The organism is Mixta mediterraneensis (assembly GCF_014946725.1).
GTDB lineage: Bacteria > Pseudomonadota > Gammaproteobacteria > Enterobacterales > Enterobacteriaceae > Pantoea > Pantoea mediterraneensis.
The window spans coordinates 184,857-211,765 of record NZ_JACFXY010000001.1 but is presented as its reverse complement, the minus strand read 5'-3'; the positions used below and the strand labels follow the sequence as shown (position 1 = coordinate 211,765).

Sequence of the window (26,909 nt, the reverse complement as noted above, 5' to 3'; positions counted from 1 at the left end):
TGGTGGCATTTGTATTTGCTGCAACGGCATAAGCCACAATAAAAGGTTATGACCAGGTTAACAGTTTCCGCTTTACATCCCATAACAGGCTTTCTATAGTCAAAAATTAACAAAAATGGGTGAAAACCATTCTAAATCAGGGATTTTCAACCCTGATGCAACGACAGGGCAAGCGTTATGGTAACTGCAGTTATCGCCATTCACGGTGGGGCGGGCGCGATTACGCGTGCCGCGATGAGCGCCGAAAAAGAGCAACAGTATCGTCAGGCATTAACCCATATTGTTACGCGCGGGCAGCAAATGCTGGCGCAGGGCGCAAGCGCACTGGATACGGTGACCGAAGCGGTACGTTTGCTGGAAGAGTGCCCGCTGTTCAACGCGGGCAAAGGCGCGGTATTTACCCACCGGGGCACCCATGAACTTGACGCCAGCGTCATGGATGGCCGCACGCTGGAAGTCGGCGCGGTGGCAGGGGTGACGCGCATCCGTAACCCAGTGCTGGCGGCGCGGGCTGTGCTGGAAACCAGTCCACACGTGCTGTTTATCGGCGCAGGCGCGGAACAGTTTGCCCTCTCTCAGGGGATTGAGCAGGTCGAGCCTGACTTTTTCTCCACCCCTGAGCGCTGGGAACAGCTGCAACGTGCGCTAAACAGCGACCAGCTGGTGCTCGATCATGACGGCGAGGCGCAAAGCCACAGCGACGATCCGCTCAACCCCGACCATAAATTCGGTACGGTCGGCGCAGTGGCACTGGATAGCAACGGTAACCTTGCCGCCGCAACCTCAACGGGCGGAATGACCAATAAACAAGCCGGGCGTGTGGGGGATTCACCGTTGCCCGGTGCCGGTTGTTACGCGGCTAACGACAGCGTAGCGGTTTCCTGTACCGGCACGGGCGAAGTGTTTATCCGCACGCTAGCAGCCTATGACGTTGCCGCGCAGATGCGCTACGGCGCGCGCAGTTTGCAGCAGGCAACTGTCAGTGTCATACATGATAAGGTGCTGGAGATGGGCGGTAGCGGCGGGCTGATCGCGATCGATCATGCAGGAAATGTCGCACTGCCGTTTAACAGCGAAGGCATGTATCGGGGATTTGCGCGCGTAGGTGAAGCGGTTGAAGTGGCGATTTACCGCGAAAGCTAAGGAGCAGGCATGACTGATCGGCAAGCAGTGTTTATGGCGCCAGAGCAGGTACTGGCTGTGCGCGACTTAAATGTGCGGTTCCAGCATGAAGGTGTGATAACGGAAGCGGTGCGCCAGCTTTCTCTCGATCTCCATCGTGGCGAAACGCTGGCGCTGGTGGGAGAATCCGGGTCGGGTAAATCCGTTACTTCGCTGGCGTTGATGCGGCTGATTGAGCAAAGCGGTGGGAGGGTCAGTGGCGAAATCCAGCTACGGCGGCGCAACGGCGAGATGCTGGACATCATGCGCGCTTCACCCGGCCAGATGCGGCGAGTGCGCGGTGCTGACATGGCGATGATTTTTCAGGAGCCGATGACCTCGCTTAATCCCGTATTTCCGGTGGGCGAACAGATCGCCGAATCCATTCGCTTACATCAGGGTAAAAGCCACAGCCAGGCGCTGGCCGAAGCGCGTCGTATGCTGGATTTGGTGCGCATTCCCGACGCGCAAAATGTCCTGAAGCGTTTTCCCCATCAGCTTTCCGGTGGGATGCGCCAACGCGTCATGATTGCGATGGCGCTGTCGTGTAAACCGGCGCTGCTGATTGCTGATGAACCCACCACCGCGCTTGATGTGACCATCCAGGCGCAAATCCTTCAGCTGATCCGCGTGCTGCAAAAAGAGATGCAAATGGGAGTGATTTTTATCACTCACGATATGGGCGTAGTGGCAGAAATGGCCGATCGTGTACAGGTGATGTACCGCGGCGATGTGGTTGAAAACGCACCGGTTGAGCAGCTGTTTAGCGCGCCGCAACAGCCCTATACCAAAGCGTTACTGGCAGCGGTGCCAAAACTCGGTGCCATGAGCGGCCAAACTTTACCGGCAAAATTTCCGCTATTGCAGGGTGAAAACAGCGAAGCAACGCCGCAGGATACGGTACAACATGCAGAGGCACCGATTTTGCAGGTGCGCGATCTGGTCACGCGCTTTGATATTCGTAGCGGCCTGCTCAACCGGGTCAGAAGTCGCGTGCACGCAGTAGAGAAAGTGAGTTTTGATCTCTACGCTGGCGAAACGCTGGCGCTGGTGGGGGAATCGGGCTGCGGTAAATCTACCACCGGGCGATCCCTGCTACGGCTGGTCGCGAGCCAGGGGGGTACTATCACCTTTAATGGTCAGCGCATTGATGATTTGTCCGGCCAGGCGCTGGCACACCTAAGACGCGATATTCAGTTTATTTTCCAGGATCCTTATGCCTCACTCGATCCACGCCTGACGGTCGGTTTTTCTGTTATGGAGCCGCTGCTGGTGCATAACATAATGCCACGCCGCGAAGCAGAGCAGCGCGTGGCCTGGCTGCTGGAAAAAGTGGGTTTGTTACCGGAACATGCACAACGTTATCCGCATGAATTTTCGGGCGGCCAACGCCAGCGTATCTGTATTGCGCGCGCCCTGGCACTCAACCCAAAAGTGGTCATTGCCGATGAGTCGGTATCAGCGCTTGACGTATCAATCCAGGCGCAAATTATTAATTTAATGCTCGATCTGCAACGTGAATTCGGTATCGCTTTTCTGTTTATTTCTCATGATATGGCAGTGGTAGAACGCATCAGCCATCGCGTAGCCGTCATGTATCTTGGACAGATTGTTGAGATGGGACCGCGCCAGTCAGTATTTGAACAGCCGCAGCATCCTTACACTAAAAAACTGATGGCTGCAGTGCCGGTTGCCGATCCGGCGCACCGGCGTCGTGAGCGGGCTTTAATGGTGGATGAAATTCCCAGCCCAATTCGTTCGTTGGGTGACGAACCGGAAGTCGCACCGCTGTTGGAGGTCGCTCCGGGTCATTTTGTTGCCCGCCATGTTATCAGCGTGACCTGAGTAAAATGAAAGCACGTCGCTTCGACGACTAACCAGACAGGGATTACAGGAGAAAAAAATGCATATTACGATGCGTAAAGGGTTACTTGCTGCAGGTGTGCTGAGCAGCGCGATGGCGCTGCCTGCCTGGGCGGCGCAGGATGTAGTGGTTGCCGTGGCTTCCAATTTCACTACCCTGGACCCCTACGATGCCAACGATACATTGTCGCAGGCGGTGGCGAAATCCTTCTATCAGGGCCTGTTCGGCTTCGACAAAGATATGAAGCTGATCAACGTCCTGGCAGAAAGCTATCAGGCCAGTGATGACGGCCTGACTTACACCATTAAGCTGCATTCCGGGATTAAATTTCAGGATGGAACTGACTTCAACGCTGAAGCAGTGAAGGTCAACCTCGATCGCGCCAGCGATCCCGACAACCATCTGAAGCGTTACAACCTGTTCAAATATATCGCTACCACCGAAGTGGTTGATCCAACCACGGTGAAGATTACCCTGAAGCAACCGTTCTCCGCTTTTATCAACAACCTTGCGCACCCGGCAGCGGCCATGATTTCTCCCACCGCGCTTAAAAAGTATGGCAAGGACATCGGCTTTCATCCGGTGGGAACCGGCCCGTTTGAGTTCGTGACCTGGAACCAGACCGATTTCGTGAAGGTGAAGAAATGGGACGGCTACTGGAAGAAAGGGTATCCGAAGCTCGACAGCATTACCTGGCGTCCGGTAGTGGATAACAATACCCGTGCGGCAATGCTGCAAACTGGCGAGGCTAACTTTGCTTTCCCGGTGCCCAATGAGCAGGTTAAGTTGCTGAAGAAAAACAGCAAAATTGACGTGGTCACCACGCCGTCGATCATGCAGCGTTACATTAGCCTGAACGTGACGCAAAAACCTTTCGATAATCCAAAAGTGCGCGAAGCGCTGGAGTACGCAATAAACCGTCAGGCTCTGGCAAAAGTCGCTTTTGCCGGTTACGCCACGCCAGCAACCGGTATTGTGCCGCCCACTATCGACTTTGCCCAGGCCTATCCAGCGATTCAGTACAACCCGGCAAAAGCCCGCGAATTGCTGAAAGAAGCCGGTTATCCAAATGGATTTGAAACCACGCTCTGGTCCTCGCACAACCACAGCACCGCGCAGAAGGTGTTGCAGTTTACCCAGCAGCAGCTGGCGCAGGTTGGCGTGAAAGTCAAAGTCACGGCCATGGATGCCGGTCAACGTGCCGCTGAAGTGGAGGGCAAAGGGCAGAAAGAAAACGGCGTGCGCATGTTCTACACCGGCTGGGCCGCATCAACGGGCGAAGCCGACTGGGCGTTAACACCGCTTTTCGCCACCACGTCAGCGCCGCCAGCCATCTTTAACACCGCGTTTTATAGCAATCCGCAGGTGGATAAAGACCTGCTGGATGCGCTGAAAACCACCGATCGTACTCAGAAGGCCAAACTGTATAAAGATGCGCAGGATCGTATCTGGAATGACCATCCGTGGATCCCGCTGGTGGTCGAACAGTTGGTGTCGGCTAACAGCAAAAATCTCAGCGGTTTTTACGTCATGCCTGATACCTCATTCAGTTTTGATGAAGCCAGCCTGAAGTAACGGAGCAGGCCAGCCTGCCCGGCTGGCCGCGATTGCGCGGAATGTTGCATGCTTAATTATTTTCTAAAACGACTGTTGGGGCTGATCCCCACATTGCTGATCGTGGCAGTGCTCGTGTTCCTGTTTGTTCATCTGCTACCGGGCGATCCGGCACGGCTGATTGCCGGCCCTGATGCGGATGCATCGGTGGTAGCAATGGTGCGTCAGGAGCTTGGGCTGGATTTGCCGCTGCCTCAGCAGTTCTGGCACTTTATTCTCAATGCGTTGCAGGGCGATTTCGGTCAGTCAATGGTATCGAAACGCCCGGTTGCGGATGAGATTGCTTCACGCTTTATGCCGACATTGTGGTTAACGCTGGCCAGCATGATCTGGGCGGTGATTTTTGGCATGACCATTGGCATTGTCTCTGCCGTGTGGCGTAACCGCTGGCCCGATCGCATCGGTATGTCGCTGGCAGTTTCCGGTATCTCGTTTCCCGCTTTTGCGCTGGGTATGCTGCTGATGCAGGTCTTCTCGGTTGAGCTTGGCTGGTTGCCGACCGTCGGTGCCGATAGCTGGCAGCACTATATTTTGCCCTCCATCACGCTGGGCGCGGCAGTGGCCGCAGTAATGGCGCGCTTCACACGCGCCTCGTTTGTTGAGGTGATGCAGGAAGACTATATGCGCACCGCCCGCGCCAAAGACGTGCGGGAATCGCTGGTGTTGGTAAAACACGGTTTGCGCAACGCTCTGATCCCGGTAGTTACCATGATGGGACTGCAATTTGGCTTCTTGCTGGGAGGCTCGATTGTGGTGGAAGTGGTATTCAACTGGCCGGGACTGGGCCGTTTGTTGGTGGATTCAGTAGAGATGCGCGATTACCCGGTTCTTCAGGCCGAGGTGCTGCTGTTCTCGCTGGAATTCATTTTGATCAACCTGATTGTTGACATGCTGTATGCGGTCATCAACCCGGCCATACGCTACAAATAAGGAGTCGCGATGAAAAACTGGCGACGCGAGGCGGCATTAAAAGCCATGCCGCTGATAAAGGAAAGTCGGGTGCGCACGCCGTGGCGTGAATTCTGGCGGCGCTTTAAGCGGCAACCAGTGGCGTTGTTGGCGGGCTTGTTTGTGGTGGCGTTAATTATTCTGGCGTTTATCGCGCCTTATATTGCGCCATTCGATGCTGAAAATTTTTTTGATTACGACCGGCTGAATGAGGGACCGTCGCTGATGCACTGGTTTGGCGTGGATTCGCTGGGCCGCGACATTTTCAGTCGGGTGCTGGTGGGAACGCGTATCTCGCTGATCGCGGGGTTCTTTTCCGTTGCGATTGGCGCGTTTATTGGCACGCTCTTTGGCTTACTGGCGGGTTATTACGAAGGCTGGTGGGATCGTATCACCATGCGTGTTTGCGATGTGCTGTTTGCTTTTCCCGGTATTCTGCTGGCGATTGCGGTGGTGGCAATCATGGGCAGCGGTATGAACAATGTGGTGGTTGCGGTCGCCATTTTCAGCATTCCGGCTTTTGCTCGCCTGGTACGCGGCAATACGCTCGTGCTCAAGCATCAAACTTATATTGAGTCGGCGCGCAGCATTGGCGCGTCTGACTGGACCATACTGACGCGTCATGTCTTGCCGGGTACGGTGTCGCCGATTGTGGTCTATTTCACCATGCGTATTGGCACATCCATTATCACCGCCGCTAGCCTGTCATTTCTCGGCCTGGGCGCGCAACCGCCGACGCCGGAATGGGGCGCAATGCTCAACGAAGCGCGCGCCGATATGGTGATTGCGCCACATGTTGCCCTCTTCCCCAGCCTTGCGATCTTCCTCACCGTTTTAGCCTTTAACCTGCTCGGTGATGGCCTGCGTGATGCGCTCGATCCTAAAATAAAAACATGAAACCTTTCGATTACGATCAGGACTTCAGCACTATCGATTTCCGCAAACATCCTGAACGTTACCAGGTGGGGCGCGGTGAGCAGGGCGTGCTGCTGGTCCAGCCCTACAAAGGCGAAATTTTACCGCACTGGCGCTTTCGTACCGTACCGATTGCCAAAGCGTCGGCGGCAAAAATCATGGCGCTGTTTGAAGAGTACCGCGCACAGGATGATTTTGTGGGCATGGATATGGCGCGCAAGTTTATTCAGATGGGGTATACACGCGCCCGACGCTATAGCAATCATCAGGGGGGAAGGAAATATGATGCAGCAGGCAAAGAGCTGCCACGGGGTGTAGTTGAAGAAAAGGCCGCTGCGGCGGCCATTTTCAAAGCGTATTGGGATCGGTTACGGGCTGATCAAGATTATCTGGCGCGTAAGAAAGCGCACCAGCAGTTATACGGTTAAAGCAGGGTAAACGACAGACGATTAAACGCGGCTTGCCCATAAATCATACTCGTCGGCGTGCTCGACTTTTACGTGCAGCACGTCGCCGGGTTTGACAGAATATTCGCCATTCAGATAGACCGCGCCATCAATTTCTGGCGCATCAGCCATGCTGCGGCCAATTGCGCCGTCCTCATCCACTTCATCAATGATCACCAGAATTTCGCGGCCCACTTTTTCCTGCAAGCGTTCGGCAGAAATCTGTTGTTGCAGCTGCATAAAGCGATCATAACGATCCTGCTTCACGGCCTCATCAACCGGGTCCGGTAACTGATTTGCGGTAGCACCTTCAACCGGGCTGTACTGGAAGCAGCCAACGCGATCCAGACGCGCTTCTTTTATGAAGTCGAGCAGCAACTGGAAATCTGCTTCGGTTTCGCCGGGGAAACCCACAATAAAAGTCGAACGCAGCGTTAACGTTGGGCAGATTTCACGCCAGCGTTTAATGCGTTCCAGCGTGCGTTCGACCGCGCCTGGGCGCTTCATAAGTTTGAGAATACGCGGGCTGGCGTGCTGTAACGGAATATCGAGATAAGGCAGAATTTTGCCTTCCGCCATCAGCGGAATCACATCGTCTACGTGCGGGTACGGATAAACATAATGCAGACGCACCCAGACGCCGAGTTTAGCGAGCTGCTCACACAGGCTGACCATGCTGGTTTTTACCGGTGAACCGTTCCAGAAACCGGTACGATGTTTAACATCAACGCCATAGGCTGACGTGTCCTGCGAGATGACCAGGAGTTCTTTTACGCCGGCTTCGACCAGGCGTTTGGCTTCATCCAGTACTTCACCGATGGCGCGGCTATCAAGATCGCCACGCATTGAAGGAATGATGCAGAAAGTACAGCGATGGTTACAACCTTCCGAAATTTTTAGATAAGCGTAATGGCGAGGCGTCAGTTTCACCCCCTGTTCCGGCACCAGACTCAGGAACGGATTATGCTCTGGCTTTGGTACATAATGATGCACATGCGACAGCACCTGCTCGTAACTGTGTGGACCTGTAATTTCCAGTACTCTTGGATGCACTTCGCGAATCTGATCGACTTTGGCGCCCAGACAACCGGTGACGATCACTTTGCCGTTTTCGTTCAACGCTTCACCAATCGCTTCCAGCGATTCCTGAACGGCGCTGTCAATAAAGCCGCAGGTGTTAACAATAACAATTTCAGCATCGTCATAGCGCGGCACCACCTCATACCCTTCAGTGCGCAGTTCCGTCAGGATGCGCTCAGAGTCAACGAGATTTTTAGGACAGCCGAGAGAGACAAATCCTACGCGCGGCGGCAGGTTTTTTGTAGTGGTAGTCATAGCCTTATTTCCGGTTCAGCACAGCGATGGCGCGGGATTTTACCTGTGTTGAAATGAAAATTGTAGCGTTATCTGTAAGGGTTTATCAGGTCAACATCCCGTAAAGCGGCAGAGAAAAAACGATCTGCTAACACCTGAAAAACACAGGTTAAAATAGCGGTTTTTTTTCGGTAAATGCGAGCTGAATATTTAATCCGGCAAATTTTACGCACAGTTTGCCGGCAGAGGTAAATAACGCAAAGGTTGTGTTTAGTGGGGACGTTTGCTTAAATCCTCGTTGATATTTGGCTGTTTGCTTTAATAATAGACAGACAAATCAACACTAAAGGCATCGATCCTTTAGCTGACGAAGTGGATAATGTGAGAGCTAAATAATGAAAGAGATCATCAATGGATTTCTGAATTTCCAGCAGAATGTGTTTCCCGAAAGGAAGGATCTTTTCAAAAGCCTGGCGTCGAATCAAAATCCGAAAGCGCTGTTTATTTCCTGTTCTGATAGCCGACTGGTGCCGGAACTGGTGACCCAGCAGGAGCCAGGACAGCTGTTCGTTATTCGTAATGCGGGCAATATCGTACCGTCATTTGGCCCTGAACCGGGCGGTGTTTCGGCAACCATCGAATACGCGGTGGTTGCGTTGGGTGTTACCGACATCATCATTTGTGGTCACTCTAACTGCGGAGCCATGAACGCTATCGCATCTTGCCAGTGTATGGATACCATGCCAGCGGTGGAACACTGGCTGCGCTACGCTGATGCGGCGAAAGCGGTGGTGGAAGGGCGGCAATATGACTCGCCTGAGAAGAAGCTGAACGAAATGGTAAGAGAGAACGTTATCGCCCAGCTTAATAATATGAAAACCCATCCCTCCGTGGCGGTCGCGCTGCGTAAAGGTGCGCTGCGTCTGCATGGTTGGGTTTATGATATTGAAAGCGGGCAGATTATTGCATTGACTGAAGGTGGCAAGCAGTTCATTTCGCTGGCTGATAACCCTGATACCTGTTTCGAGTAACGTCTTCCAGCCCGCCTCGTCCTGCGGCGGGCTTATTGTTCTCATCCTTTCCCCCCTTTCGCCGCACAAACGGTTTAGCTTATCTATGCTTAGTAAAGCCTTCTTTACATAAGTGAGTTTGCTATGCGTACTTCCTCTCTTACGGCATTGCTTGTCGTCGCTTCACTGCTTTTGATGGGGTGCACTTCACAGGTAGCGGATAAGCAGCAATATTCAGGTTTTTTAGGTGATTACAGTGAATTAAAACCCAGCGATTCGGCGAGTGGCCAACCTACGTTGCGCTGGATTTCACCGGACTATCACAACAGCAATTATAACGAGGTGGTCTACACCCCCGTGGTTTATTATCCGGCAGCGCGTCCGACGCAGCGTATCAGTCAGCAAACGCTGGATGAGGTGCGCAATTACATCGATATTCAGCTGAAAGGGGCTATTGCAACCCGTAAACCGCTGGTGTCGCAAAAAGGCCCGCGTTCGTTAAGCGTGCGCAGTGCTATTACTGCTGTAACCGCAGAAAATAAGGGCATGCAGTTCTATGAAATGGTGCCGATCGCCGCGGTTGTTGCCGGTACGATGGCGGCTTCCGGCTATCGCATACAAAACAGTGAATTGTTTCTGGAAGTTGAAATCAGCGACGCGCGAACCGGCAAACCGTTGATCAAAGTCGTGCGCAAAGCGTTTGGTAAAACAGTCACTAACAGCAACGCACCCATTACCTTTGCCGACCTGAAACCCGGCCTCGATACGATGATACGTGACGCCGTGGCTTTTGATGCACGGCAATAAGCGCTAAGGACGATGATATGGGGTCGCTGATTTAATCTTTTGTAAATCTCAGACATCGTTCTGTAACAGCTGTCTACGCTTAAGGGCATTGTATCCCAACAGGAGAGTGCCATGACTCGCTTCCCCGCCGCGCTGGTTTTCAGCGTAATGTGCTCTTTTTCGACGCTGGCGGCAGACCTACAGGTTCAGGTGCTGCAAGACAAGCTCGACCATCCCTGGTCACTGGCATTTTTGCCAGATAACCAAACCGTATTGATTACCGAACGTTCCGGTCAGTTACGCAGCTGGCGACAGGACAGCGGTTTATCCAGACCGATTCAGGGCGTGCCAAAAGTGTGGGCGCACCGTCAAAGTGGTTTGCTGGACGTGGTGCTGGCACCGGATTTTGCACAAAACCGTCGCGTCTGGCTGAGTTATACCGAAGCTGACAGCAGTGGTAAGGCAGGGGCGGTAGTCGGCTATGGCACGCTGAGCAAAGATAATCGCCAGCTTAGCGACTTTCATGAAGTGATTCGCCAGACCCCAGCATTGTCGAGCGGTAATAACATCGGAACACGACTGGCTTTTGACCGACAGGGCTTTTTGTGGATTGCCTTTGGCGATAACTTCGTCAGCAGCGCCGCGCAGGATACAGATAAGCTGCAAGGTAAACTACTGCGTTTGAATGGCGACGGCAGCGTGCCGAAAGATAACCCGTTTGTTAATCACAGCGGCATACGTCCCGAAATTTGGGCGTATGGCCTGCGTAATCCACAAGGGCTGGCGCTCAATCCCTGGACGCAAAAAATCTGGGAAAGTGAGCATGGGCCACGTGGCGGCGATGAAGTCAATATTCCAGAAAAAGGGAAAAATTACGGCTGGCCGCTGGCGACCTACGGTATTGATTACAGCGGCGAGAAAGTGCCGGAATCAAAGGGCACACATGTTGATGGCACTGAGCAGCCCGTTTTCTACTGGAAGGTCTCTCCCGCCATCAGCGGCATGGCTTTCTATAACAGCGCGCGTTTTCCTCAGTGGAAAAATTCGCTGTTTATCGGCGCGCTGAAGGAAAAAAGTTTGATTCGCTTGCGGGTGAACGGCGAGAAGGTGGTTGAGGAGCAGCGGTTATTAAAAGATCGCAACGAGCGCATTCGTGACGTCCGCCAGGGGCCGGATGGCTACCTTTACGTGCTCACCGATGAAGCTAATGGCAAGCTGCTGAAGGTCGGATTAGAACAGGACGCGAAAGCGTCCCGCGGATAATTATCGCACCCAGCGGCACACTTCCCAACCCCGGTCCAGAGCTTCCTGATGCAGCAATGCATCAGGATTAATCACGTGGGCATGATCGGCCAGGGCCAGCAAGGGCAGGTCATTCATCGAATCGCTGTAAGCCCAGGTCCGGTTATAGGTTTCATCTTCCTGGAGTGCTTTCCAGTCAGTCAGGCGCGTCACTTTACCCTCTTTATAGGTCATGGTGCCGTAAGTCAGGCCGCTGTAGCGATCATTAACCACCTCAACGCCAATAGCTAACGCGCCATATGCCCCTAAACGTTCGGCGATGGGAATAACTAAATGTTCGCCACTGGCGGAGATAATCATTACGTTATCGCCGCGTTGCTGATGCCACTGAATACGTTCACGGGCCGCCGGAAAGACCCGAGGCATAATGTCGCGATGGATAAAGCGCCGAACCCAGCCGTCCACAGTCATGGTTGCCATGCCAGCCAGCGGAGCGAGAGTTTTATTCATGTATTCTTCTATAGAAAGGGTGCCGGCATAATATTGCGCCATTAATGCCTGCTCTTCGTCGATAAGGTCGTTAGATGCAAAACCTTGTGAAGCCAGCCAGCGCAGCCACAGGCTGGTGCTGTCATCGCAAATCAGGGTTTCATCCAGATCAAACAGGGCTAAGTCCATGGGATCCTCCTCAGGCTGACTGAAATCAGGTTAGCTGAAATTTGTGACGGCCTTAACTGTTCTGCGAAAAATCGGATTTTCACGTATTTTTTCTGACGACGCGCTGGGAGAAAACTGGCAAGCACGCAGCATGAATGCCAGGGTTACTCGACTAAACTCTAAAAAACTTTACGATTCACCGGTTTTTTTCGCTGACGCCAGCGGTTAGCGTTCTAACTGAAGATTTTCTGCCTTAAACCCTGATTTAATAAGGACACTCCGGCAAGCCCATGACAAAAAAACACTTTGCTTCTCGCCTGCGGCTCTTTGCTGCGACCTCTTTACTCGTTGCGCCTGTCAGCGTATTCGCGGAACAAGCGCCTGATGCTCCTCAGATCGACGCTAAGGCTTATATTTTAATGGATTACGCCAGCGGCAAAGTGTTGACCGAATCCAATGCTGACCAGCGTCTCGATCCTGCCAGCCTGACCAAAATGATGACCAGTTACGTGGTGGGTCAGGCGATCAAAGCGGGCAAGATAAAAGCGGATGACAGTGTGACCGTAGGCCAGGATGCATGGGCGACGGGTAATCCAAAACTGAAAGGTTCATCGCTGATGTTCCTGAAGCCGGGCGATCGCATTCCGGTACATGAATTGAATAAAGGCATTGTGATTCAGTCGGGTAACGATGCCTGTATCGCGCTGGCGGACTATGTGGCGGGCAGTCAGGATGCGTTTATCGGTTTGATGAACAATTACGTTAAAGCGCTTGGTCTGAAAAATACGCATTTTATGACGGTGCACGGTTTAGATGCCGAGGGGCAATACAGCACCGCACGTGATATGGCGCTGATTGGTCAGGCGCTTATTCGTGATGTGCCGGAAGAATATGCGCTGAATAAAGAGAAGGAATTTACCTTCAATAATATCCGCCAGAGGAATCGCAATCGCCTGCTGTGGAGCACTAACCTGAAGGTTGACGGCATCAAAACCGGCCACACATCGGGGGCAGGGAATAATCTGGTGGCCTCGGCGACCGAAGGCGACATGCGTTTGATTTCGGTGGTGCTTGGCACCGCCAGCGATGCAATCCGTTTTCGCGAAAGTGAGAAGCTGTTGACCTGGGGTTTCCGCTTCTACGAAACGGTTACGCCAATTAAAGCGGATGCGCCTTTTGCCCAGCAGCGCGTCTGGTTTGGTGAGCAAAATCAAGTGAACCTGGGCGTAGCCAAAGACGCCGCCTTGACCATTCCAAAAGGACAGATGAAAAATCTGAAGGCCAGCTACACGCTGAACTCGCCACAACTGGAAGCGCCGCTGAAGAAAAATCAGGTGGTCGGGACGATCAATTTCCAGCTAAATGGTAAAACCATTGAACAGCGTCCGCTGGTGGTGATGCAGGATATGCCGCAGGGCGGCTTTTTTAGCCGCATCATTGATTTTGTGATGATGAAATTCAATGGCTGGTTCGGGAAGTGGTTTTCATAAAAATCAGGGACGCAGCGATGCGTCCCGCTGTTTTTAGTTTTGTACCCAACCCTTGCGAATCGGTAAAGCGAATAAAGCGCGATACAGCGAATTAACCACATTCAACATGCGATTGCCGTAGTGCTGCCAGGCGAGATGCGACGCCAGACACCCCAGCAGACCGACCAAAAAGCCGCCCAACATATCCATGGGCCAGTGCACGCCTAAATACACCCGAGACCAGGCGATAACGCTGCCAATCCCTAACAAAATTACCCCAGACCACAGGCGATGCCAGAAGATGAACGCCAGCGCAAAGGTAAAAATAGTCGTGCCGTGATCGCTGGGATAAGAATCGTCAGCAGCATGACGTAGAAATTGATGCCCCAGGCCCATAGCAAACGGGCGCGGATGTGGCAGCAATTGCCCCACGCACCAGGATATCGCGAGTGCATAAATCAAAGCCATGCCGGTTTTCAATACCAGCACCCGCTGGGATTTAACCTGTGTATGTGGACCCCATAGCCATAACGCGACGATCAGCAGCGGCACGATAGCAATCAGGTCTTTGGCAATAAATGTCGCCAGTTGCAGCATCCAGATCGGCGAATCTGACGTGGCGTTGATCAATATAAACAGCCTGCGGTTTAACTCTTCCATTACGGGTGGCATTCCTCATTGAAAAGGGCGTTAGGCCCAGCGATCCCAGACAGCGTTCTCTGCAACAGGCAGAAATATGCCGGTTCGGGTTTATCGATCGGCTAAAGCTAAACGCAAGAATTGCTAATAACATAAGCGCGCTATCCTGAAAGTAACAGGCACATTCGTCCATAGCAGAAAGTCTTAATCTTTATTTAGGTTGCAAAACGGTTTAGGTTTGATGACATCGGGATGAAGGGCAGGCTGGACGACAGAGGAGAGTGATGTCAGGCATAAAAAAACCCGCTAACTAAAAGGTTAACGGGCTCCACAATCTGGGGATTTCAAAGAAAAGCAGTGGCACTTAATCAGACTGTGACTTAACAAAAAAGTTCTGGACTCAGCTAAAAAAATTTTATAAGGGCAGAATTGGCCAGACAATAACGATAAGGGTGCCCGCCAGCGTCAGCAGCACATTGGCGATGGCATAAGTCCCGGCATAGCCGAGCGCCGGAATATTGCTGCGCGCGGTGTCGCTAATAATCTCCATGGCTGGTGCGCAGGTCCGTGCGCCCATGATCGCGCCAAACAGCAGCGCACGGTTCATTCGCAATACATAAGCCCCGAACAGATAGCAGATCACCACCGGCAGCAGGCTGACCAGCAAACCGCATAGCAGCATTAGCACACCGTCGCTGCTCAGACCATGGTTGATACTGCCGCCTGCACTCAGCCCAACGCCCGCCATAAATACCATCAAACCAAACTCTTTCACCATGGTCAGCGCACCTTGCGGGATATAGCCGAACGTGGGATGGTTGGCGCGCAGGAAGCCCAGCATAATCCCCGCAAACAGCAAACCGGCGGCGTTACCAATGCCGAAACTAAAATTGCTGAACTGAAAAGTGATTAAGCCAATCATCAAACCCACAATAAAAAAGGCACAAAATGCCAGCAGATCGGTCATCTGACTGTGAATAGCGATAAAGCCAATACGGTCGGCCACGCTTTTAACACGACGCGCTTCGCCGCTGACTTGTAATACATCCCCTTTATTCAGGATGATGTTGTCATCAATTGGCATTTCAATCTGGCTGCGAATAACGCGGTTAAGAAAACAACCGTGATCGGTGAGGTTAAGTTTACTCAGACGCTTATTCACCGCGTTATGGTTTTTCACCACGATTTCTTCGGTGACGATGCGCATATCCAACAGGTCGCGGTCAAAAACTTCTTTACCGTTGCGGAAGCTGGGATCAAGGCGGGCGTGCGCATCAGGATAGCCAACCAGCGAGATGTCATCACCGGCTTGCAGCACAGCGTCACCATCCGGGCTGGCGAGAATGCCGTTACGGCGGATACGTTCGATGTAGCAGCCGGTCTGGCGATAAATTCCTAATCCACGCAAATTTTTACCGCCGCTCCAGGCCACCAGTTCCGGGCCGACGCGATAGGCGCGGATCACCGGCAAAAAAACTTTGCGCTGGCTGTCTGCATCCAGACCCCGTTCACGAGCAATTTGCTGTGCGCAGGTGGATAAATCCTGATGTTGCAGGCGTGGCAGATAGCGCGCGCCAAAAATCAGGCTAACTAATCCAATCAGGTAAGTAATGGCGTAGCCAAGGCTGAGATGATCTTGCATCAAAGCTAACTGTTTACTGTCGCCGATGCTTTGTCGCAGGGTATCGCCTGCGCCAACTAAGACCGGGGTAGACGTCATCGATCCTGCCAGCATGCCAGCCGTTAAGCCGATGTCCCAGCCAAACAGTTTGCCTAAACCTAACGCTAATAGCAGCGCACTGGCCACCATGACGATAGCCAACATAAAATAGTTTTTACCGTCGCGAAAAAAAATAGAGAAAAAATTAGGACCCGCTTCAACACCGACACAGAAAATAAACAGCATAAAGCCCAGGCTCAATGCATCAGTATTAATGGTGAAGTGTTGTTGGCCTAATAATAAAGAAATAACTAATACGCCAATGGCGTTTCCCAGCTGGACCGAGCCGAGACGCAATTTACCCAGACAAAGCCCGAGCGTTAATACGACAAATAATAACAGAATGTCATTTCCGGTTAACAATTCTGCGACATTAATATTCACTGTTTAACTTCTTGTGTGTAAGTAACCGATTGAAGTGTAGCTTGTTTTATTGAGGTGCAGCGCAAGCCGTGCCCGTCCCGCATCGAAAAGCGGTAGCGGTTAAAACGGCGGCTATTCTAGTCAGAAAACCCGTTTTCAGCTATGGGGGAATACATTCATACGAAGCGCGGGCTGTTGCTTTTTATTTCCACCTGGAAGCAGCAAATAAAGCACCAGGGCGCGCTCGGCTGTGGATGATTTACAACATACGTACAGCTTAACCAGCCAGTTACAGCCGATAACCTTGCAGGCACACTATTAACGGGCGCAGCTAAACAACGTATCTCAACGGTTGTCATCGGCTGTTAAGGCTCATTGGATGGACGTACAATGTTTGCCGTACGACGCGGCGAGAAGGCGATGCTTGCCGTTAGGACGGAGCCAGCTGTCACGGCTCCGCTTTGAAAGGACTTACGCGCTAAAACCCAGATTTTCTTTAGACCAGGCCGCAAATTCGGTATAACCACCGATGTGCTGCTCATCCAGGAAAATCTGCGGCACGGTGCTAACCGGTTTACCTGCGCTGGCTTCCAGATCCGCTTTGGTAATTCCCTCCGCCTGAATATCAACGTACTGATAGCTAAAATCATCACGATCGGCAGCCAGCTTATCAGCCAGCTCTTTAGCACGAACACAATAAGAACAGCCTGGGCGACCAAAAATTACAGCAATCATTGAGAACTCCTTGCAGCGGCCATTGCGTGATCGGTATCACGCAACACAATAAAGAATGGCAATCATCATGCCCGCTCGTACCGCTTAAAGAAAGTAGGATTTGCCTGTTAGTCTAATGCCCGCCATCTATGCAAGTTTGTGCTGATTAACCATAATTGTCGTTTCATTCAGGTGTGATACAGAAGCAGGGCGATGCGTAGCGTAGCAAGATTACCGAAACCGATTCTGGTGATGGAAATGCTGGGCGGCTTGCTGATTGCTGCCGCACTGCTGGTCGTCAATCACTGGCTGCCGGCGTTTCCCTCTGTTGGCAGGAAAACGCTGGCGACCGTACTGCTATTGTCAGGCGTCGTTCTGATGTTGCCTGCTGCCTGGCTGGTTATGTGGCGTACTGCACAAGCGATGGCGCCACAGCTGTTTAATCGCACCAATAAAAAAAGATAACGTTGCCGGAGACTTATGACACCAACCATTGATTTACTGTGTAGCCACCGCTCTGTTCGCGCCTTTACCGAACAGCCCGTTAACGAAGAACAACGTGAAGCGATCATTGCCGCAGCGCAGGCGGCCTCGACATCCAGCTTTTTGCAGTGCTCATCCATTGTGCGTATTACCGACAAAGCCTTGCGTGAGCAGTTGGTCACGCTTACGGGCGGGCAACCCTGGGTCGCGGATGCGGCTGAGTTCTGGATTTTCTGCGCTGATTTCAACCGCCACCTACAGATTTGCCCGGAGGCCCAGTTAGGCCGCGCTGAGCAACTGTTGCTAGGTTGCGTAGACACCGCGTTGATGGCGCAAAATGCGATGATCGCTGCGGAATCGATGGATCTTGGCGGCGTGTTTATCGGCGGTATCCGTAACAGCATTGCGCAGGTCACCGAATTACTGGAGTTACCCCAATACGTGCTGCCGCTGTTTGGTTTTTGTATCGGTTATCCGGAATCCGTACCCGACGTGAAGCCCCGTATACCGCAGGCCATGTTAGTGCATGAAAATCGCTATCATTCGGTGGATCCCGCGGTGCTCGCCGATTACGACAGCCGCACGGCGGTTTACTATCAGCAGCGTGACAGCAATCAACGTAGTGAAACCTGGAGCCAGCTGATTCAACGCTTGATCATCAAAGAAACGCGCCCGTTTATGCTGGATTACCTGCATCAGCAGGGCTGGGCGACACGTTAATCTGACCCAGGGAATACGATAATGAAAATGGCCATCCTGTCGCGTGATGAATCGCTTTATTCGTGCCGTCGTTTACGCGAAGCCGCTGAGCAGCGTGGCCATTTTATTCAAATCCTCGATCCGCTTTCCTGCTACATGAACATCAATCCAGCGTCAGCCGCCGTGCACTATCGCGGCGAACCGCTCGGTCATTTTGACGCGGTTATTCCACGTATCGGCACTCCCATCACCTTTTATGGCACTGCCGTGTTGCGCCAGTTTGAAATGTGCGGCAGCTATCCGCTCAATAAGTCAGCTGCGATCACGTGTGCGCGCGATAAATTGCGTTCATTACAGTTGCTGGCGCGGGAAGGTATCGACATGCCGGTAACCGGATTCGCCTCTTCTCCTGATGATACGCAGGATCTCATCGCCATGGTCGGCGGTGCGCCGCTGGTAGTGAAACTGGTTGAGGGCACGCAAGGGATTGGCGTGGTGCTGGCCGAAACGCGGCAGGCAGCAGAAAGCGTTATTGACGCCTTTCGCGGTCTGAACGCCCATATTTTGGTGCAGGAATTTATCAAAGAAGCACAGGGCCACGACATTCGCTGTCTGGTGATTGGCAAACAGGTGGTGGCGGCTATTGAGCGGGCAGCGAAAGAGGGCGATTTCCGATCAAACCTGCATCGCGGCGGCAAAGCGCATCCGGTCATTATCACCGGGCAGGAGCGCGATATTGCCATTAAAGCGGCGGCAACCCTGGGCTTAGAGGTCGCAGGCGTTGACATTTTGCGGGCTCATCGCGGTCCACTGGTGATGGAGGTCAACGCATCGCCGGGTCTGGAAGGCATTGAAACGATCAGCGGTCTGGATATTGCTGGCATGATGATCAACTGGATTGAACGGCACGCCATACCCGGCCACCCTCCTAAAACCGCTGGCTAACCGGTGCTTTTCAGCGGTTTTCGTGGCGCCTCTGACAATTTTTCCGTAAGCTTAGTCGCCTGTTTATTCACCCCATGGGATTTTACGATGGATTCTCTTGTCGTTCCGGATATTGACCTGTTGCGTCGCTGGCTGGATCAGCAAAATATCACCTGGTTCGAATGTGATGCCTGTCAGGCCCTTCATTTGCCGCATATGCAGAACTTCGAAGGGGTGTTTGACGCCAAAATCGATCTGGTCGACAACGTCATTTTGTTTTCTGCACTGGCTGAAGTGAAGCCGACGGCGTTAATTCCTTTGGTGGGCGACCTGTCGCAAATCAATGCCAGTTCCCTGACGGTAAAAGCGTTTATCGACATTCAGGATGATAATTTACCAAAGCTGATCGTGTGTCAGTCAATGCTTACCGAAGCCGGGCTAACCTTTGGTCAGTTCGCGCACTTTATGAAGCAGAGCGAAGCGCAAATTTCCATGGTCATTATGGAAGCGTTTGCGAATAACCTGCTGCTGAGCAGTGACGATGAAGAAGAGGAACGTCCGGCGACCTTGCTGGGTCACTCAATGTTGCATTGATCCTTTCCTGTCTTACTGCTGCTTTCGGCAGCAGTTTTTCTTGCCTGCCTTACCACGTTTTATTCTGCATTTTGCCCTTTAATGCCAGATAACTGGCGTTCTTTATGGCCTCAAAGCCGAACCTCATCATTCAAATATGCATAAACTATCGCGATTAGGCGTTTTTTAAGCCGGGGTCTGGTGAACCTTTTGCCGGGCAGCTATTCTTGCGGGGCTGCATCACCCTTGTAAACGCAGCGCAGGTACAGATTTTTTGCTCTTAAACTCCCGCTGAATAATGATTCATTGTGTCACTGACTTTACGCACAGAACGCAACGTTCGGATCAGAAGTTTACAGCGTTGTGATGACCCCGCTCAGGAGGAAAAAAATGCTCAACCAACATCAGAAATGGTTGTCAGGTGTGGTTGCTGGCGTGCTGATGGCAGTTTCTGCCAGCACAATGGCGGAAGATAAAACCCTGCATGTTTACAACTGGTCCGATTATATCTCGCCAGATACCGTGCCAAATTTTGAAAAACAGACCGGTATCAAAGTGGTCTATGACGTGTTTGATTCGAATGAAGTGCTGGAAGGCAAATTGATGGCGGGCAGCACCGGCTACAATGTCGTGGTGCCATCCTCCAGCTTCCTGGCTCGTCAGCTACAATCCGGCGTGTTTCAGCCGCTGGATAAGAGCAAACTGCCAAATTATAAAAACCTCGATCCGGCTCTGATGGAAAAAGTCGCGCAGCACGATCCGGGCAATAAATATGCCATTCCTTATCTGTGGGGCACCACCGGTATTGGTTATAACATCGATAAAGTCAAAGCAGCCTTGGGCGCAGAAGCGCCGGTAAACAGCTGGGATTTAGTCCTGAAACCAGAAAATCTGGAAAAACTCAAAAGCTGCGGCGTCTCTTTCCTCGATGCGCCGGAAGAGATTTTCGCTACCGTGCTGAACTATCTCGGCAAAGATCCGAACAGTTCAGATGCTAAATATTATTCCGGTGCGGCAACCGATTTGCTGCTGAAGCTGCGTCCCAGTATTCGCTATTTCCACTCTTCCCAGTACATTAACGATCTGGCTAACGGCAATATCTGCGTCGCGATTGGCTGGTCAGGCGATATTTTGCAGGCGAAAAACCGTGCGGATGAAGCGAAAAACGGCGTGCATTTAGGCTATAGCGTGCCGAAAGAGGGCGCCCTGGCGTTCTTTGACATGATGGCCATTCCGAAAGATGCAAAAAATCTTGATGCAGCTTATCAATGGCTGAATTACATCATGGACCCGAAAGTGAACGCCGATGTCTCTAACAAAATGAATTACGCCAACGGTAATAAGGCATCGCTGCCGCTAATTAATGCTGACGTGCGTAACAATCCCGGCATCTTCCCAACACCTGAAGCCATGTCTAAATTGTTCGTGCTGAAAGTACAGGAGCCAAAACTGGATCGTGTGCGCACGCGCGCATGGACTAAAGTGAAAAGTGGTAAGTGATTCGTTCGAACGAATAAGCTTATAACGCAACAGCAACAGAGGCGCAGTCATGGCCTCTGTTGTGCCATTTTTAGCGGCTGGCTTTGCTGTGCCGTTCCGCCTGGCCCGGAGATGAATGTTAGTGAACGACGCCATTCCCCGTCCTCAAAATAAAAACGCAAAGGCGTTAGCGCCGCTGCTGGAAATCCGTAATCTGACCAAATCATTCGATTGTCAGCACGCCGTTGATGACGTCAGCCTGACCATTTATAAAGGTGAAATTTTTGCCCTGCTTGGCGCCTCTGGCTGCGGTAAATCAACGCTGTTGCGCATGTTAGCCGGTTTTGAGCCGCCAACCAGCGGACAAATCGTATTGGATGGTCAGGATTTGTCGCATGTCGCACCGTATCAGCGGCCCATTAATATGATGTTTCAGTCTTACGCCCTGTTCCCGCATATGACAGTGGAACAGAATATCGCCTTTGGCCTGAAGCAGGACAAGCTGGCGAAGGGCGAAATCAGCAGCCGTGTCGAAGAGATGCTGTCGCTGGTACATATGCAGGAGTTTGCGAAACGTAAGCCGCATCAGCTTTCTGGTGGCCAACGCCAGCGCGTGGCGTTGGCGCGTAGTCTGGCGAAACGCCCTAAGTTGCTGTTACTGGATGAACCTATGGGCGCGCTGGATAAAAAACTGCGCGACCGTACGCAACTTGAAGTGGTCGATATTCTGGAGCGCGTGGGCGCAACCTGCGTCATGGTGACGCACGATCAGGAAGAAGCAATGACCATGGCGGGGCGCATCGCCATTATGAACCGCGGTAAGTTTGTGCAGATTGGCGAGCCAGAAGAGATTTACGAGCACCCGACCAGCCGTTACAGCGCCGAATTTATTGGCTCGGTAAACGTATTTGAAGGCTTGCTGCGCGAGCGTCAGGAAAATAGCTTCATCATTGAAAGTCCGGGATTAGTCCATCCGCTGAAAGTGGATTCGGACGTCTCGGTGATAGACAACGTGCCGGTGCATGTTGCGCTGCGACCGGAAAAAGTGATGCTGTGTGAAGAGGTTCCGGCGGATGGCTGCAACTTTGCTGTGGGCGAGGTCGTGCACATTGCCTATCTTGGCGACCTGTCAATATTCCACGTACGTTTGCGCAGCGGACAAATGATCAGTGCACAGCTACAAAACGCGCATCGCTATCGCAAAGGATTGCCGACGTGGGGCGATGAAGTTCGTCTCTGCTGGGATAGCGACAGCTGCGTGGTATTAACGGTTTAAGGAGGCGTAGTGAGCCAGATTTTTCAACGCAGCAAAGCGCCCGCCAGGCTGGTGGGAACGCCGCTACAGCGCTGGGTGACGCGTATCAAAATGCAGCATGGCCGCAAACTGGTCATTGCATTACCTGTATTAGTCGCGACTTGATCTGACACTGGACCTTGAAAGGTTGAGAGTTACCGGTTTTGATATGGGTGTCTAATCCTTATACAAAACACGAGGTAACTCTCATGCTTCATACTAACAATCCCATCATCAAACACAAAGCCGGCCTGCTCAATCTGGCCGAAGAACTCGGTAACGTATCAAAAGCCTGTAAAATCATGGGGGTGTCACGCGACACATTCTACCGCTACCAGGAGCTAGCTGAAGAAGGCGGCATTGACGCGCTGGTTAATCAAAACCGTCGGGTACCCAACCTGAAGAATCGGGCCGATGAAGCCACTGAACGGGCGGTTGTTGAGTACGCCGTTGAGTTCCCGGCCCACGGTCAGCACCGGACCAGTAATGAGCTGCGTAAAAAAGGCGTGTTTATCTCCGGCAGCGGCGTGCGCTCCATCTGGCAACGACATGACCTGGAGAACTTCCGTAAGCGGCTGAAGGCGCTTACGGAAAAGGTCGCCAGAGAAGGCATTGTGCTTACCGATGCTCAAATCGCCGCACTGGAGAAGAAGGTGCACGATGACGAAGCCTGCGGTGAAATCGAAACGGCTCACCCGGGTTATCTGGGGTCGCAGGACACCTTCTACGTTGGGAATCTGAAAGGCGTTGGCCGCATCTACCAGCAGACGTTCGTGGATACGTACTCGAAAATGGCTCACTGCAAGCTGTATACGAGTAAAACGCCGATCACTGCAGCCGACCTGCTTAATGATCGGGTACTGCCGTTCTATGAGGCTCAGGGGCTGCCGATGCTGAGAATACTGACCGACAGGGGCACAGAGTACTGCGGTAAAGTAGAGCAACATGATTATCAGCTGTATCTGGCCATCAACGATATCGACCATACGAAAACGAAAGCGATGTCCCCGCAGACGAACGGTATCTGCGAGCGCTTCCATAAAACCATTTTGCAGGAGTTTTATCAGGTTACGTTCCGCAAGAAGCTATATGCAGACCTGGAGAGCCTGCAAATGGATCTGGACAACTGGTTGTGGCATTACAATAATGAGCGAACTCATCAGGGGAAAATGTGCTGCGGGCGTACGCCAATGGCCACGTTACTTGATGGAAAACGGGTCTGGGCAGAAAAGAATCTGAACCAGATTTAATCTGACAGACACCTGTATAAATAACCGGTAACTGTCAGATCAGGTCTGAGCTAGTACACATTACCTTACCTGTGGCTGGTGCTGTTTTTTCTGTTGCCGTTCCTGATTGTACTGAAAATCAGCTTCGCCGATATTGCGCGCGCGATCCCGCCCTACACCGACCTGATCTCGTGGGCCGACGATCAGTTCAGCATCGTTCTCAACTTTGCTAACTATCTGCAACTCACGGACGATCCGCTATATGTCGATGCGTATTTGCAATCATTAAAGGTGGCCGCCATCTCCACGGTGATCTGCCTGCTGATTGGGTATCCGCTGGCGTGGGCAGTCGCGCACAGCAAACCATCAATGCGTACTATTCTGCTACTGCTGGTGATCCTGCCGTCGTGGACATCGTTCCTGGTGCGCGTTTATGCCTGGATGGGTCTGCTTAATAACAACGGTATCCTTAACCGTTTTCTGATGTGGCTGGGCGTTATTGATCATCCGCTGGTTATTCTTTACACCAATACTGCGGTGTATATTGGCATTGTTTACTGCTATCTGCCGTTTATGGTGCTACCCATCTATACCGCATTAACCCGTATTGACTATTCGCTGGTTGAAGCATCGCTGGACCTGGGCGCGCGACCGCTGAAAACTTTCTTCAGCGTTATCGTGCCGTTGACCAAAGGGGGGATTATTGCCGGTTCGATGCTGGTGTTTATCCCGGCGGTGGGGGAATACGTTATCCCGGAACTGCTCGGCGGACCAGACAGCATTATGATTGGCCGTATCTTGTGGCAGGAATTTTTTAATAACCGCGACTGGCCGGTGGCATCGGCGCTGGCAGTGATTATTTTGCTGATATTGATTCTGCCGATCATCTGGTTCCACAAGCATCAAAACCGTGAAATGGGAGAGAAGGGATGAATAATCTGCCCGTGATCCGCTCGCCCTGGCGCACCGCTATTCTGGCGTGCTGCTTCCTGTTTCTTTATGCTCCCATGCTGCTGCTGGTGATCTATTCGTTCAATCGATCGCAACTGGTCACGGTGTGGGAAGGCTTCTCATTTCACTGGTATCACGTGCTGTTCCAGGATAATGCGATGATTGATGCGGTGCTGCTCAGTTTGAGCATCGCCGGATTGTCGGCCACCATGGCGGTAGTACTGGGCACGCTGGCGGCGGTGATTATCGTTCGCTTTGGGCGTTTTCGGGGGCATAACGGTTTCGCCTTTATGCTTACCGCGCCGCTGGTCATGCCGGATGTGATTACCGGTTTGTCGCTGCTGCTGCTGTTTGTGGCCATTGGCAACGCATTCGGCTGGCCGAGCGAACGGGGAATGTTAACCATCTGGCTGGTGCACGTCACGTTTTGTACCGCTTATGTGGCGGTAGTCATCAACTCGCGCCTGCGTGAACTGGACCGTTCAATAGAAGAAGCGGCAATGGATTTAGGCGCGACGCCGCTTAAGGTGTTCTTTGTGATTACCGTGCCGATGATTGCCCCAGCGATTGTCACCGGCTGGCTGCTGGCTTTTACGCTGTCGCTGGACGATTTAGTGATTGCCAGCTTTGTCACCGGACCTGGTGCAACCACGCTGCCGATGGCAATCTTCGCTACGGTGCGGCGCGGTGTGAATCCAGAAATCAACGCGCTGGCCTCGCTGATTTTGTTTGTGGTCGGTCTGGTGGGTTTTATTGCCTGGCGCGTTATGGCACACGAAGAAAAACAGCGTGTCAGTGATATTCAGAAAGCAAAACGTGGCTGAAATCCGTAACGTTTGCCACTATAAAAATGGGCTGGTTTTCCAGCCCATTTTCTATGGCGTGCGGAGCATGAAACATGTCGGAAACCCTCAAGCACCGATCGGTATTACCGGATGCGCCTGTCCCGGTGACAGTCGCGGGGATAGCCATTATCGTTACGCGCTGCCTCAGCGTATTAATGCTCGCTAATGCGTTGGGTTATAGCGAAATTATCAACTTCGTTCATCGCAGCGCCCAGGCCTGGGATTCTACCTTTATCTTTATCGCGAGTCAGCTGATCTTTCTGTTTGAATTGCGCTGTGCTTTTACCTTAATGCGTGGCAGCAATCGTGGCCGCTGGGGATATGTCGGTACGCAGATAATCGTGCTGATTTATATGTTGCTGGCATCAACGGGCTGGATTTATCCAGAAATTTTTAGCATCAGCGGCGAAAACAATGCGCAGATTATTCATCATACGCTACAGCAAAAGCTGCCGGATCTGCTGGTGTTGCTGCTGCTTTTCTTGCCCGCCAGCAGTCGCGCATTTTTTCTGAGGCGTTGAAATTTGCCGCCATCCCTTCGCAGTAAAGGCAGCATTAAAGTTCTTAATTGTGGGTTAACAGCGGTTATCGCTTGTAATGCTGTGACATCGTGTAATGCGGGACGTCGTAAACGCGAACGGTTAAGCGAACGGAGACAAAGCGATAGGTTGCAACGCATCAAGGGTGGGCCAGCGCAGTTACCGTCTGAACTGAGGACAGTGCAGAACCGGTCAGACAAGCACTTTGCTGGCCCATAATGCTTATTCGGGGAACCACTTCTGATTGAGCTGCTGCCAGCTGCCGTTGGCTTTTATTTCGGCCAGCGCGTTATTCAACTTTTCGCGCAATGCGTCGTTGCCTTTACGCACCGCGATGCCTAAGCCGGTGCCAAAGTAGTCGGCATCGGTAACATGCTTGCCAACGGTTGCGAGATCGCTGTTAGTTTTCAGCCACTGATTAACCACGGCGCTGTCACCAAATACTCCATCCAGGCGACCATTTTTCATATCCAGAATCGCATTCTGGTAGCTGTCATAGGCCACCATAACCACATCAGGATGCTTGTCCTGCAGGTATTTCTGGTGCGTGGTGCCGTTTTCGACGCCAATCCGTTTGCCTTTTAGCTGGCCGATATTGCTGAACTTACCCTGGCGGGCAATCACAATGGCAGAGTTGGCGTAATAAGGCTGGGTGAAATCGACCTGCTTGCTGCGTTCTGGTGTGATGTCCATTCCAGAAATCACCGCGTCGTAGCGGCGAAATTTAAGCGAGGGGATCAGGCTGTCAAAGGCATTGTTGGTGAAAGTGCAGTCTGCCTTCATCTGCTGACATAACGCTTTCGCTAAATCAATATCAAAGCCGACAAGTTGATTTTCACGATCCAACGATTCAAACGGAGGATAGGTTGCCGAAGAGGCGAAACGGATTTTCTCCGCAGCGTGAGCATTCATTGCCAGGGCTGCCAGTGCAGCGGCAACAATCCATTTTTTCATGATACAGCTCCTGTAAAACATCATCAGCACAACTGCGTTATGACGGATTACAGGGTGGCATAAAATGAATTTTTATG

25 protein-coding genes and 2 pseudogenes are annotated in these 26,909 nt (G+C 52.2%); 21 read left to right on the top strand and 6 right to left on the bottom strand.

Translation table 11 applies throughout. The features are described 5' to 3' along the window. The first annotated feature begins 177 nt into the window (after positions 1 to 177). The 6 genes from H2P46_RS01055 to H2P46_RS01030 are packed head-to-tail and all read left to right on the top strand — an operon-like array spanning position 178 to position 6,930. Positions 178 to 1,143 carry an isoaspartyl peptidase/L-asparaginase family protein gene (locus H2P46_RS01055; protein WP_193403359.1) on the top strand — a complete coding sequence of 322 codons (966 nt, stop codon included), beginning with the start codon at positions 178 to 180 and terminating at the stop codon, positions 1,141 to 1,143. 9 nt (positions 1,144 to 1,152) lie between these two features. After that, a complete protein-coding gene (locus tag H2P46_RS01050) occupies positions 1,153 to 3,006 on the top strand; it encodes a dipeptide ABC transporter ATP-binding protein (protein ID WP_193403358.1) in 1,854 nt (617 codons plus the stop codon). Positions 3,007 to 3,064: 58 nt separating this feature from the next. Continuing rightward, positions 3,065 to 4,600: a glutathione ABC transporter substrate-binding protein GsiB gene (gene gsiB, locus H2P46_RS01045; RefSeq protein WP_193403357.1), complete on the top strand. Its 1,536-nt coding sequence runs from the start codon at positions 3,065 to 3,067 to the stop codon at positions 4,598 to 4,600. 48 nt (positions 4,601 to 4,648) lie between these two features. After that, positions 4,649 to 5,569 (top strand): glutathione ABC transporter permease GsiC, encoded by a 921-nt coding sequence (gene gsiC / locus H2P46_RS01040; protein ID WP_193403356.1) that lies wholly within the window; start codon positions 4,649 to 4,651, stop codon positions 5,567 to 5,569. Positions 5,570 to 5,578: 9 nt separating this feature from the next. Beyond that, a complete protein-coding gene (gsiD, locus tag H2P46_RS01035; RefSeq protein ID WP_193403355.1) occupies positions 5,579 to 6,484 on the top strand; it encodes a glutathione ABC transporter permease GsiD in 906 nt (301 codons plus the stop codon). Then, positions 6,481 to 6,930 carry a DUF4385 domain-containing protein gene (locus H2P46_RS01030; protein WP_193403354.1) on the top strand — a complete coding sequence of 150 codons (450 nt, stop codon included), beginning with the start codon at positions 6,481 to 6,483 and terminating at the stop codon, positions 6,928 to 6,930. The genes gsiD and H2P46_RS01030 overlap by 4 nt, the downstream gene beginning before the upstream one ends. A 21-nt stretch (positions 6,931 to 6,951) precedes the next feature. Here H2P46_RS01030 and rimO read toward each other — a convergent pair whose 3' ends face one another. After that, the gene (gene rimO / locus H2P46_RS01025; RefSeq protein ID WP_193403353.1) at positions 6,952 to 8,283 is read right to left on the bottom strand and encodes a 30S ribosomal protein S12 methylthiotransferase RimO; all 1,332 of its coding nucleotides are present in this window, start codon (positions 8,281 to 8,283) and stop codon (positions 6,952 to 6,954) included. A gap of 374 nt (positions 8,284 to 8,657) precedes the next feature. Here rimO and H2P46_RS01020 point away from each other — a divergent pair, with 374 nt between their 5' ends. From H2P46_RS01020 to H2P46_RS01010, 3 genes are all read left to right on the top strand, one after another. Continuing rightward, on the top strand, positions 8,658 to 9,293 hold the full coding sequence (locus tag H2P46_RS01020) for a carbonic anhydrase (RefSeq protein ID WP_193403352.1): 636 nt from the start codon (positions 8,658 to 8,660) through the stop codon (positions 9,291 to 9,293). Between the two features lie 123 nt (positions 9,294 to 9,416). Then, positions 9,417 to 10,079, top strand: a complete 663-nt coding sequence (locus H2P46_RS01015; protein ID WP_193403351.1) for a DUF3313 domain-containing protein — start codon at positions 9,417 to 9,419, stop codon at positions 10,077 to 10,079. Between the two features lie 111 nt (positions 10,080 to 10,190). After that, the gene (locus H2P46_RS01010) at positions 10,191 to 11,321 is read left to right on the top strand and encodes a PQQ-dependent sugar dehydrogenase (protein ID WP_193403350.1); all 1,131 of its coding nucleotides are present in this window, start codon (positions 10,191 to 10,193) and stop codon (positions 11,319 to 11,321) included. On the opposite strand, the gene H2P46_RS01005 is transcribed toward H2P46_RS01010, so the two are convergent. Beyond that, a complete protein-coding gene (locus H2P46_RS01005) occupies positions 11,322 to 11,978 on the bottom strand; it encodes an HAD family hydrolase (protein WP_193403349.1) in 657 nt (218 codons plus the stop codon). A 269-nt stretch (positions 11,979 to 12,247) separates the two neighbouring features. On the opposite strand from H2P46_RS01005, the gene H2P46_RS01000 reads away from it, so the two are divergent. Further along, positions 12,248 to 13,447: a serine hydrolase gene (locus H2P46_RS01000; RefSeq protein WP_193403348.1), complete on the top strand. Its 1,200-nt coding sequence runs from the start codon at positions 12,248 to 12,250 to the stop codon at positions 13,445 to 13,447. A 33-nt stretch (positions 13,448 to 13,480) separates the two neighbouring features. Here the strand turns inward: H2P46_RS01000 and ybjG are convergent, their stop codons facing one another. The 3 genes from ybjG to H2P46_RS00985 all read right to left on the bottom strand — a co-directional run bounded on the left by ybjG (position 13,481) and on the right by H2P46_RS00985 (position 16,883). Further along, positions 13,481 to 14,086 (bottom strand): undecaprenyl-diphosphate phosphatase, encoded by a 606-nt coding sequence (gene ybjG, locus H2P46_RS00995; protein WP_193403347.1) that lies wholly within the window; start codon positions 14,084 to 14,086, stop codon positions 13,481 to 13,483. 394 nt (positions 14,087 to 14,480) lie between these two features. Further along, positions 14,481 to 16,169 carry an aspartate:alanine antiporter gene (locus H2P46_RS00990; protein WP_193403346.1) on the bottom strand — a complete coding sequence of 563 codons (1,689 nt, stop codon included), beginning with the start codon at positions 16,167 to 16,169 and terminating at the stop codon, positions 14,481 to 14,483. 450 nt (positions 16,170 to 16,619) lie between these two features. After that, the gene (locus H2P46_RS00985) at positions 16,620 to 16,883 is read right to left on the bottom strand and encodes a GrxA family glutaredoxin (protein WP_193403345.1); all 264 of its coding nucleotides are present in this window, start codon (positions 16,881 to 16,883) and stop codon (positions 16,620 to 16,622) included. A 192-nt stretch (positions 16,884 to 17,075) separates the two neighbouring features. Between H2P46_RS00985 and H2P46_RS00980 the strand changes: the two genes are divergently transcribed. The 11 genes and pseudogenes from H2P46_RS00980 (at position 17,076) to H2P46_RS00930 (ending at position 25,860) form a co-directional block, all read left to right on the top strand. Continuing rightward, positions 17,076 to 17,327, top strand: a complete 252-nt coding sequence (locus H2P46_RS00980; protein ID WP_193403344.1) for a DUF1418 family protein — start codon at positions 17,076 to 17,078, stop codon at positions 17,325 to 17,327. A 15-nt stretch (positions 17,328 to 17,342) separates the two neighbouring features. Further along, the gene (gene nfsA, locus H2P46_RS00975; RefSeq protein WP_193403343.1) at positions 17,343 to 18,065 is read left to right on the top strand and encodes an oxygen-insensitive NADPH nitroreductase; all 723 of its coding nucleotides are present in this window, start codon (positions 17,343 to 17,345) and stop codon (positions 18,063 to 18,065) included. A 21-nt stretch (positions 18,066 to 18,086) separates the two neighbouring features. After that, positions 18,087 to 18,989, top strand: a complete 903-nt coding sequence (gene rimK / locus H2P46_RS00970; protein WP_193403342.1) for a 30S ribosomal protein S6--L-glutamate ligase — start codon at positions 18,087 to 18,089, stop codon at positions 18,987 to 18,989. A gap of 87 nt (positions 18,990 to 19,076) precedes the next feature. Beyond that, positions 19,077 to 19,562, top strand: coding sequence for a YbjN domain-containing protein (locus H2P46_RS00965; RefSeq protein ID WP_193403341.1), 486 nt, complete (start codon positions 19,077 to 19,079; stop codon positions 19,560 to 19,562). 369 nt (positions 19,563 to 19,931) lie between these two features. Beyond that, on the top strand, positions 19,932 to 21,041 hold the full coding sequence (potF, locus tag H2P46_RS00960) for a spermidine/putrescine ABC transporter substrate-binding protein PotF (RefSeq protein ID WP_193403340.1): 1,110 nt from the start codon (positions 19,932 to 19,934) through the stop codon (positions 21,039 to 21,041). Between the two features lie 121 nt (positions 21,042 to 21,162). Then, complete coding sequence (gene potG, locus H2P46_RS00955) at positions 21,163 to 22,296, top strand: putrescine ABC transporter ATP-binding subunit PotG (RefSeq protein WP_193403922.1); 1,134 nt, start codon at positions 21,163 to 21,165, stop codon at positions 22,294 to 22,296. Between the two features lie 9 nt (positions 22,297 to 22,305). Continuing rightward, positions 22,306 to 22,428: pseudogene (locus tag H2P46_RS23220) on the top strand (putrescine ABC transporter permease PotH); the annotation flags it as partial. Positions 22,429 to 22,523: 95 nt separating this feature from the next. After that, entirely contained in the window at positions 22,524 to 23,564 is a 1,041-nt protein-coding gene (locus H2P46_RS00945) for an IS481 family transposase (protein WP_193403339.1), read from the top strand. A 60-nt stretch (positions 23,565 to 23,624) separates the two neighbouring features. Further along, a pseudogene (gene potH, locus H2P46_RS00940) lies at positions 23,625 to 24,476 on the top strand (putrescine ABC transporter permease PotH); the annotation flags it as partial. After that, complete coding sequence (gene potI / locus H2P46_RS00935) at positions 24,473 to 25,318, top strand: putrescine ABC transporter permease PotI (RefSeq protein ID WP_193403338.1); 846 nt, start codon at positions 24,473 to 24,475, stop codon at positions 25,316 to 25,318. The pseudogene potH and the gene potI, both read left to right, overlap by 4 nt. A gap of 74 nt (positions 25,319 to 25,392) precedes the next feature. Next, entirely contained in the window at positions 25,393 to 25,860 is a 468-nt protein-coding gene (locus H2P46_RS00930) for a YbjO family protein (protein ID WP_193403337.1), read from the top strand. A gap of 240 nt (positions 25,861 to 26,100) precedes the next feature. On the opposite strand, the gene H2P46_RS00925 is transcribed toward H2P46_RS00930, so the two are convergent. Continuing rightward, positions 26,101 to 26,832: an arginine ABC transporter substrate-binding protein gene (locus tag H2P46_RS00925; protein WP_193403336.1), complete on the bottom strand. Its 732-nt coding sequence runs from the start codon at positions 26,830 to 26,832 to the stop codon at positions 26,101 to 26,103. Positions 26,833 to 26,909 lie beyond the last annotated feature (77 nt).

What these genes read in the sequence shown, in the direction of transcription:
- potF (WP_193403340.1), top strand. Translation starts at nt 19,932, where the DNA reads ATGCTCAACCAACATCAGAAATGGTTGTCAGGTGTGGTTGCTGGCGTG.
- H2P46_RS01005 (WP_193403349.1), bottom strand. Translation starts at nt 11,978, where the DNA reads ATGGACTTAGCCCTGTTTGATCTGGATGAAACCCTGATTTGCGATGAC.
- H2P46_RS01015 (WP_193403351.1), top strand. Translation starts at nt 9,417, where the DNA reads ATGCGTACTTCCTCTCTTACGGCATTGCTTGTCGTCGCTTCACTGCTT.
- H2P46_RS01050 (WP_193403358.1), top strand. Translation starts at nt 1,153, where the DNA reads ATGACTGATCGGCAAGCAGTGTTTATGGCGCCAGAGCAGGTACTGGCT.
- ybjG (WP_193403347.1), bottom strand. Translation starts at nt 14,086, where the DNA reads ATGGAAGAGTTAAACCGCAGGCTGTTTATATTGATCAACGCCACGTCA.
- H2P46_RS01010 (WP_193403350.1), top strand. Translation starts at nt 10,191, where the DNA reads ATGACTCGCTTCCCCGCCGCGCTGGTTTTCAGCGTAATGTGCTCTTTT.
- H2P46_RS00925 (WP_193403336.1), bottom strand. Translation starts at nt 26,832, where the DNA reads ATGAAAAAATGGATTGTTGCCGCTGCACTGGCAGCCCTGGCAATGAAT.
- rimO (WP_193403353.1), bottom strand. Translation starts at nt 8,283, where the DNA reads ATGACTACCACTACAAAAAACCTGCCGCCGCGCGTAGGATTTGTCTCT.
- H2P46_RS00985 (WP_193403345.1), bottom strand. Translation starts at nt 16,883, where the DNA reads ATGATTGCTGTAATTTTTGGTCGCCCAGGCTGTTCTTATTGTGTTCGT.
- H2P46_RS00980 (WP_193403344.1), top strand. Translation starts at nt 17,076, where the DNA reads ATGCGTAGCGTAGCAAGATTACCGAAACCGATTCTGGTGATGGAAATG.
- gsiB (WP_193403357.1), top strand. Translation starts at nt 3,065, where the DNA reads ATGCATATTACGATGCGTAAAGGGTTACTTGCTGCAGGTGTGCTGAGC.
- gsiD (WP_193403355.1), top strand. Translation starts at nt 5,579, where the DNA reads ATGAAAAACTGGCGACGCGAGGCGGCATTAAAAGCCATGCCGCTGATA.
- H2P46_RS00945 (WP_193403339.1), top strand. Translation starts at nt 22,524, where the DNA reads ATGCTTCATACTAACAATCCCATCATCAAACACAAAGCCGGCCTGCTC.
- H2P46_RS00965 (WP_193403341.1), top strand. Translation starts at nt 19,077, where the DNA reads ATGGATTCTCTTGTCGTTCCGGATATTGACCTGTTGCGTCGCTGGCTG.
- H2P46_RS01000 (WP_193403348.1), top strand. Translation starts at nt 12,248, where the DNA reads ATGACAAAAAAACACTTTGCTTCTCGCCTGCGGCTCTTTGCTGCGACC.
- rimK (WP_193403342.1), top strand. Translation starts at nt 18,087, where the DNA reads ATGAAAATGGCCATCCTGTCGCGTGATGAATCGCTTTATTCGTGCCGT.
- H2P46_RS01020 (WP_193403352.1), top strand. Translation starts at nt 8,658, where the DNA reads ATGAAAGAGATCATCAATGGATTTCTGAATTTCCAGCAGAATGTGTTT.
- potI (WP_193403338.1), top strand. Translation starts at nt 24,473, where the DNA reads ATGAATAATCTGCCCGTGATCCGCTCGCCCTGGCGCACCGCTATTCTG.
- H2P46_RS01030 (WP_193403354.1), top strand. Translation starts at nt 6,481, where the DNA reads ATGAAACCTTTCGATTACGATCAGGACTTCAGCACTATCGATTTCCGC.
- gsiC (WP_193403356.1), top strand. Translation starts at nt 4,649, where the DNA reads ATGCTTAATTATTTTCTAAAACGACTGTTGGGGCTGATCCCCACATTG.
- H2P46_RS00930 (WP_193403337.1), top strand. Translation starts at nt 25,393, where the DNA reads ATGTCGGAAACCCTCAAGCACCGATCGGTATTACCGGATGCGCCTGTC.
- nfsA (WP_193403343.1), top strand. Translation starts at nt 17,343, where the DNA reads ATGACACCAACCATTGATTTACTGTGTAGCCACCGCTCTGTTCGCGCC.
- H2P46_RS01055 (WP_193403359.1), top strand. Translation starts at nt 178, where the DNA reads ATGGTAACTGCAGTTATCGCCATTCACGGTGGGGCGGGCGCGATTACG.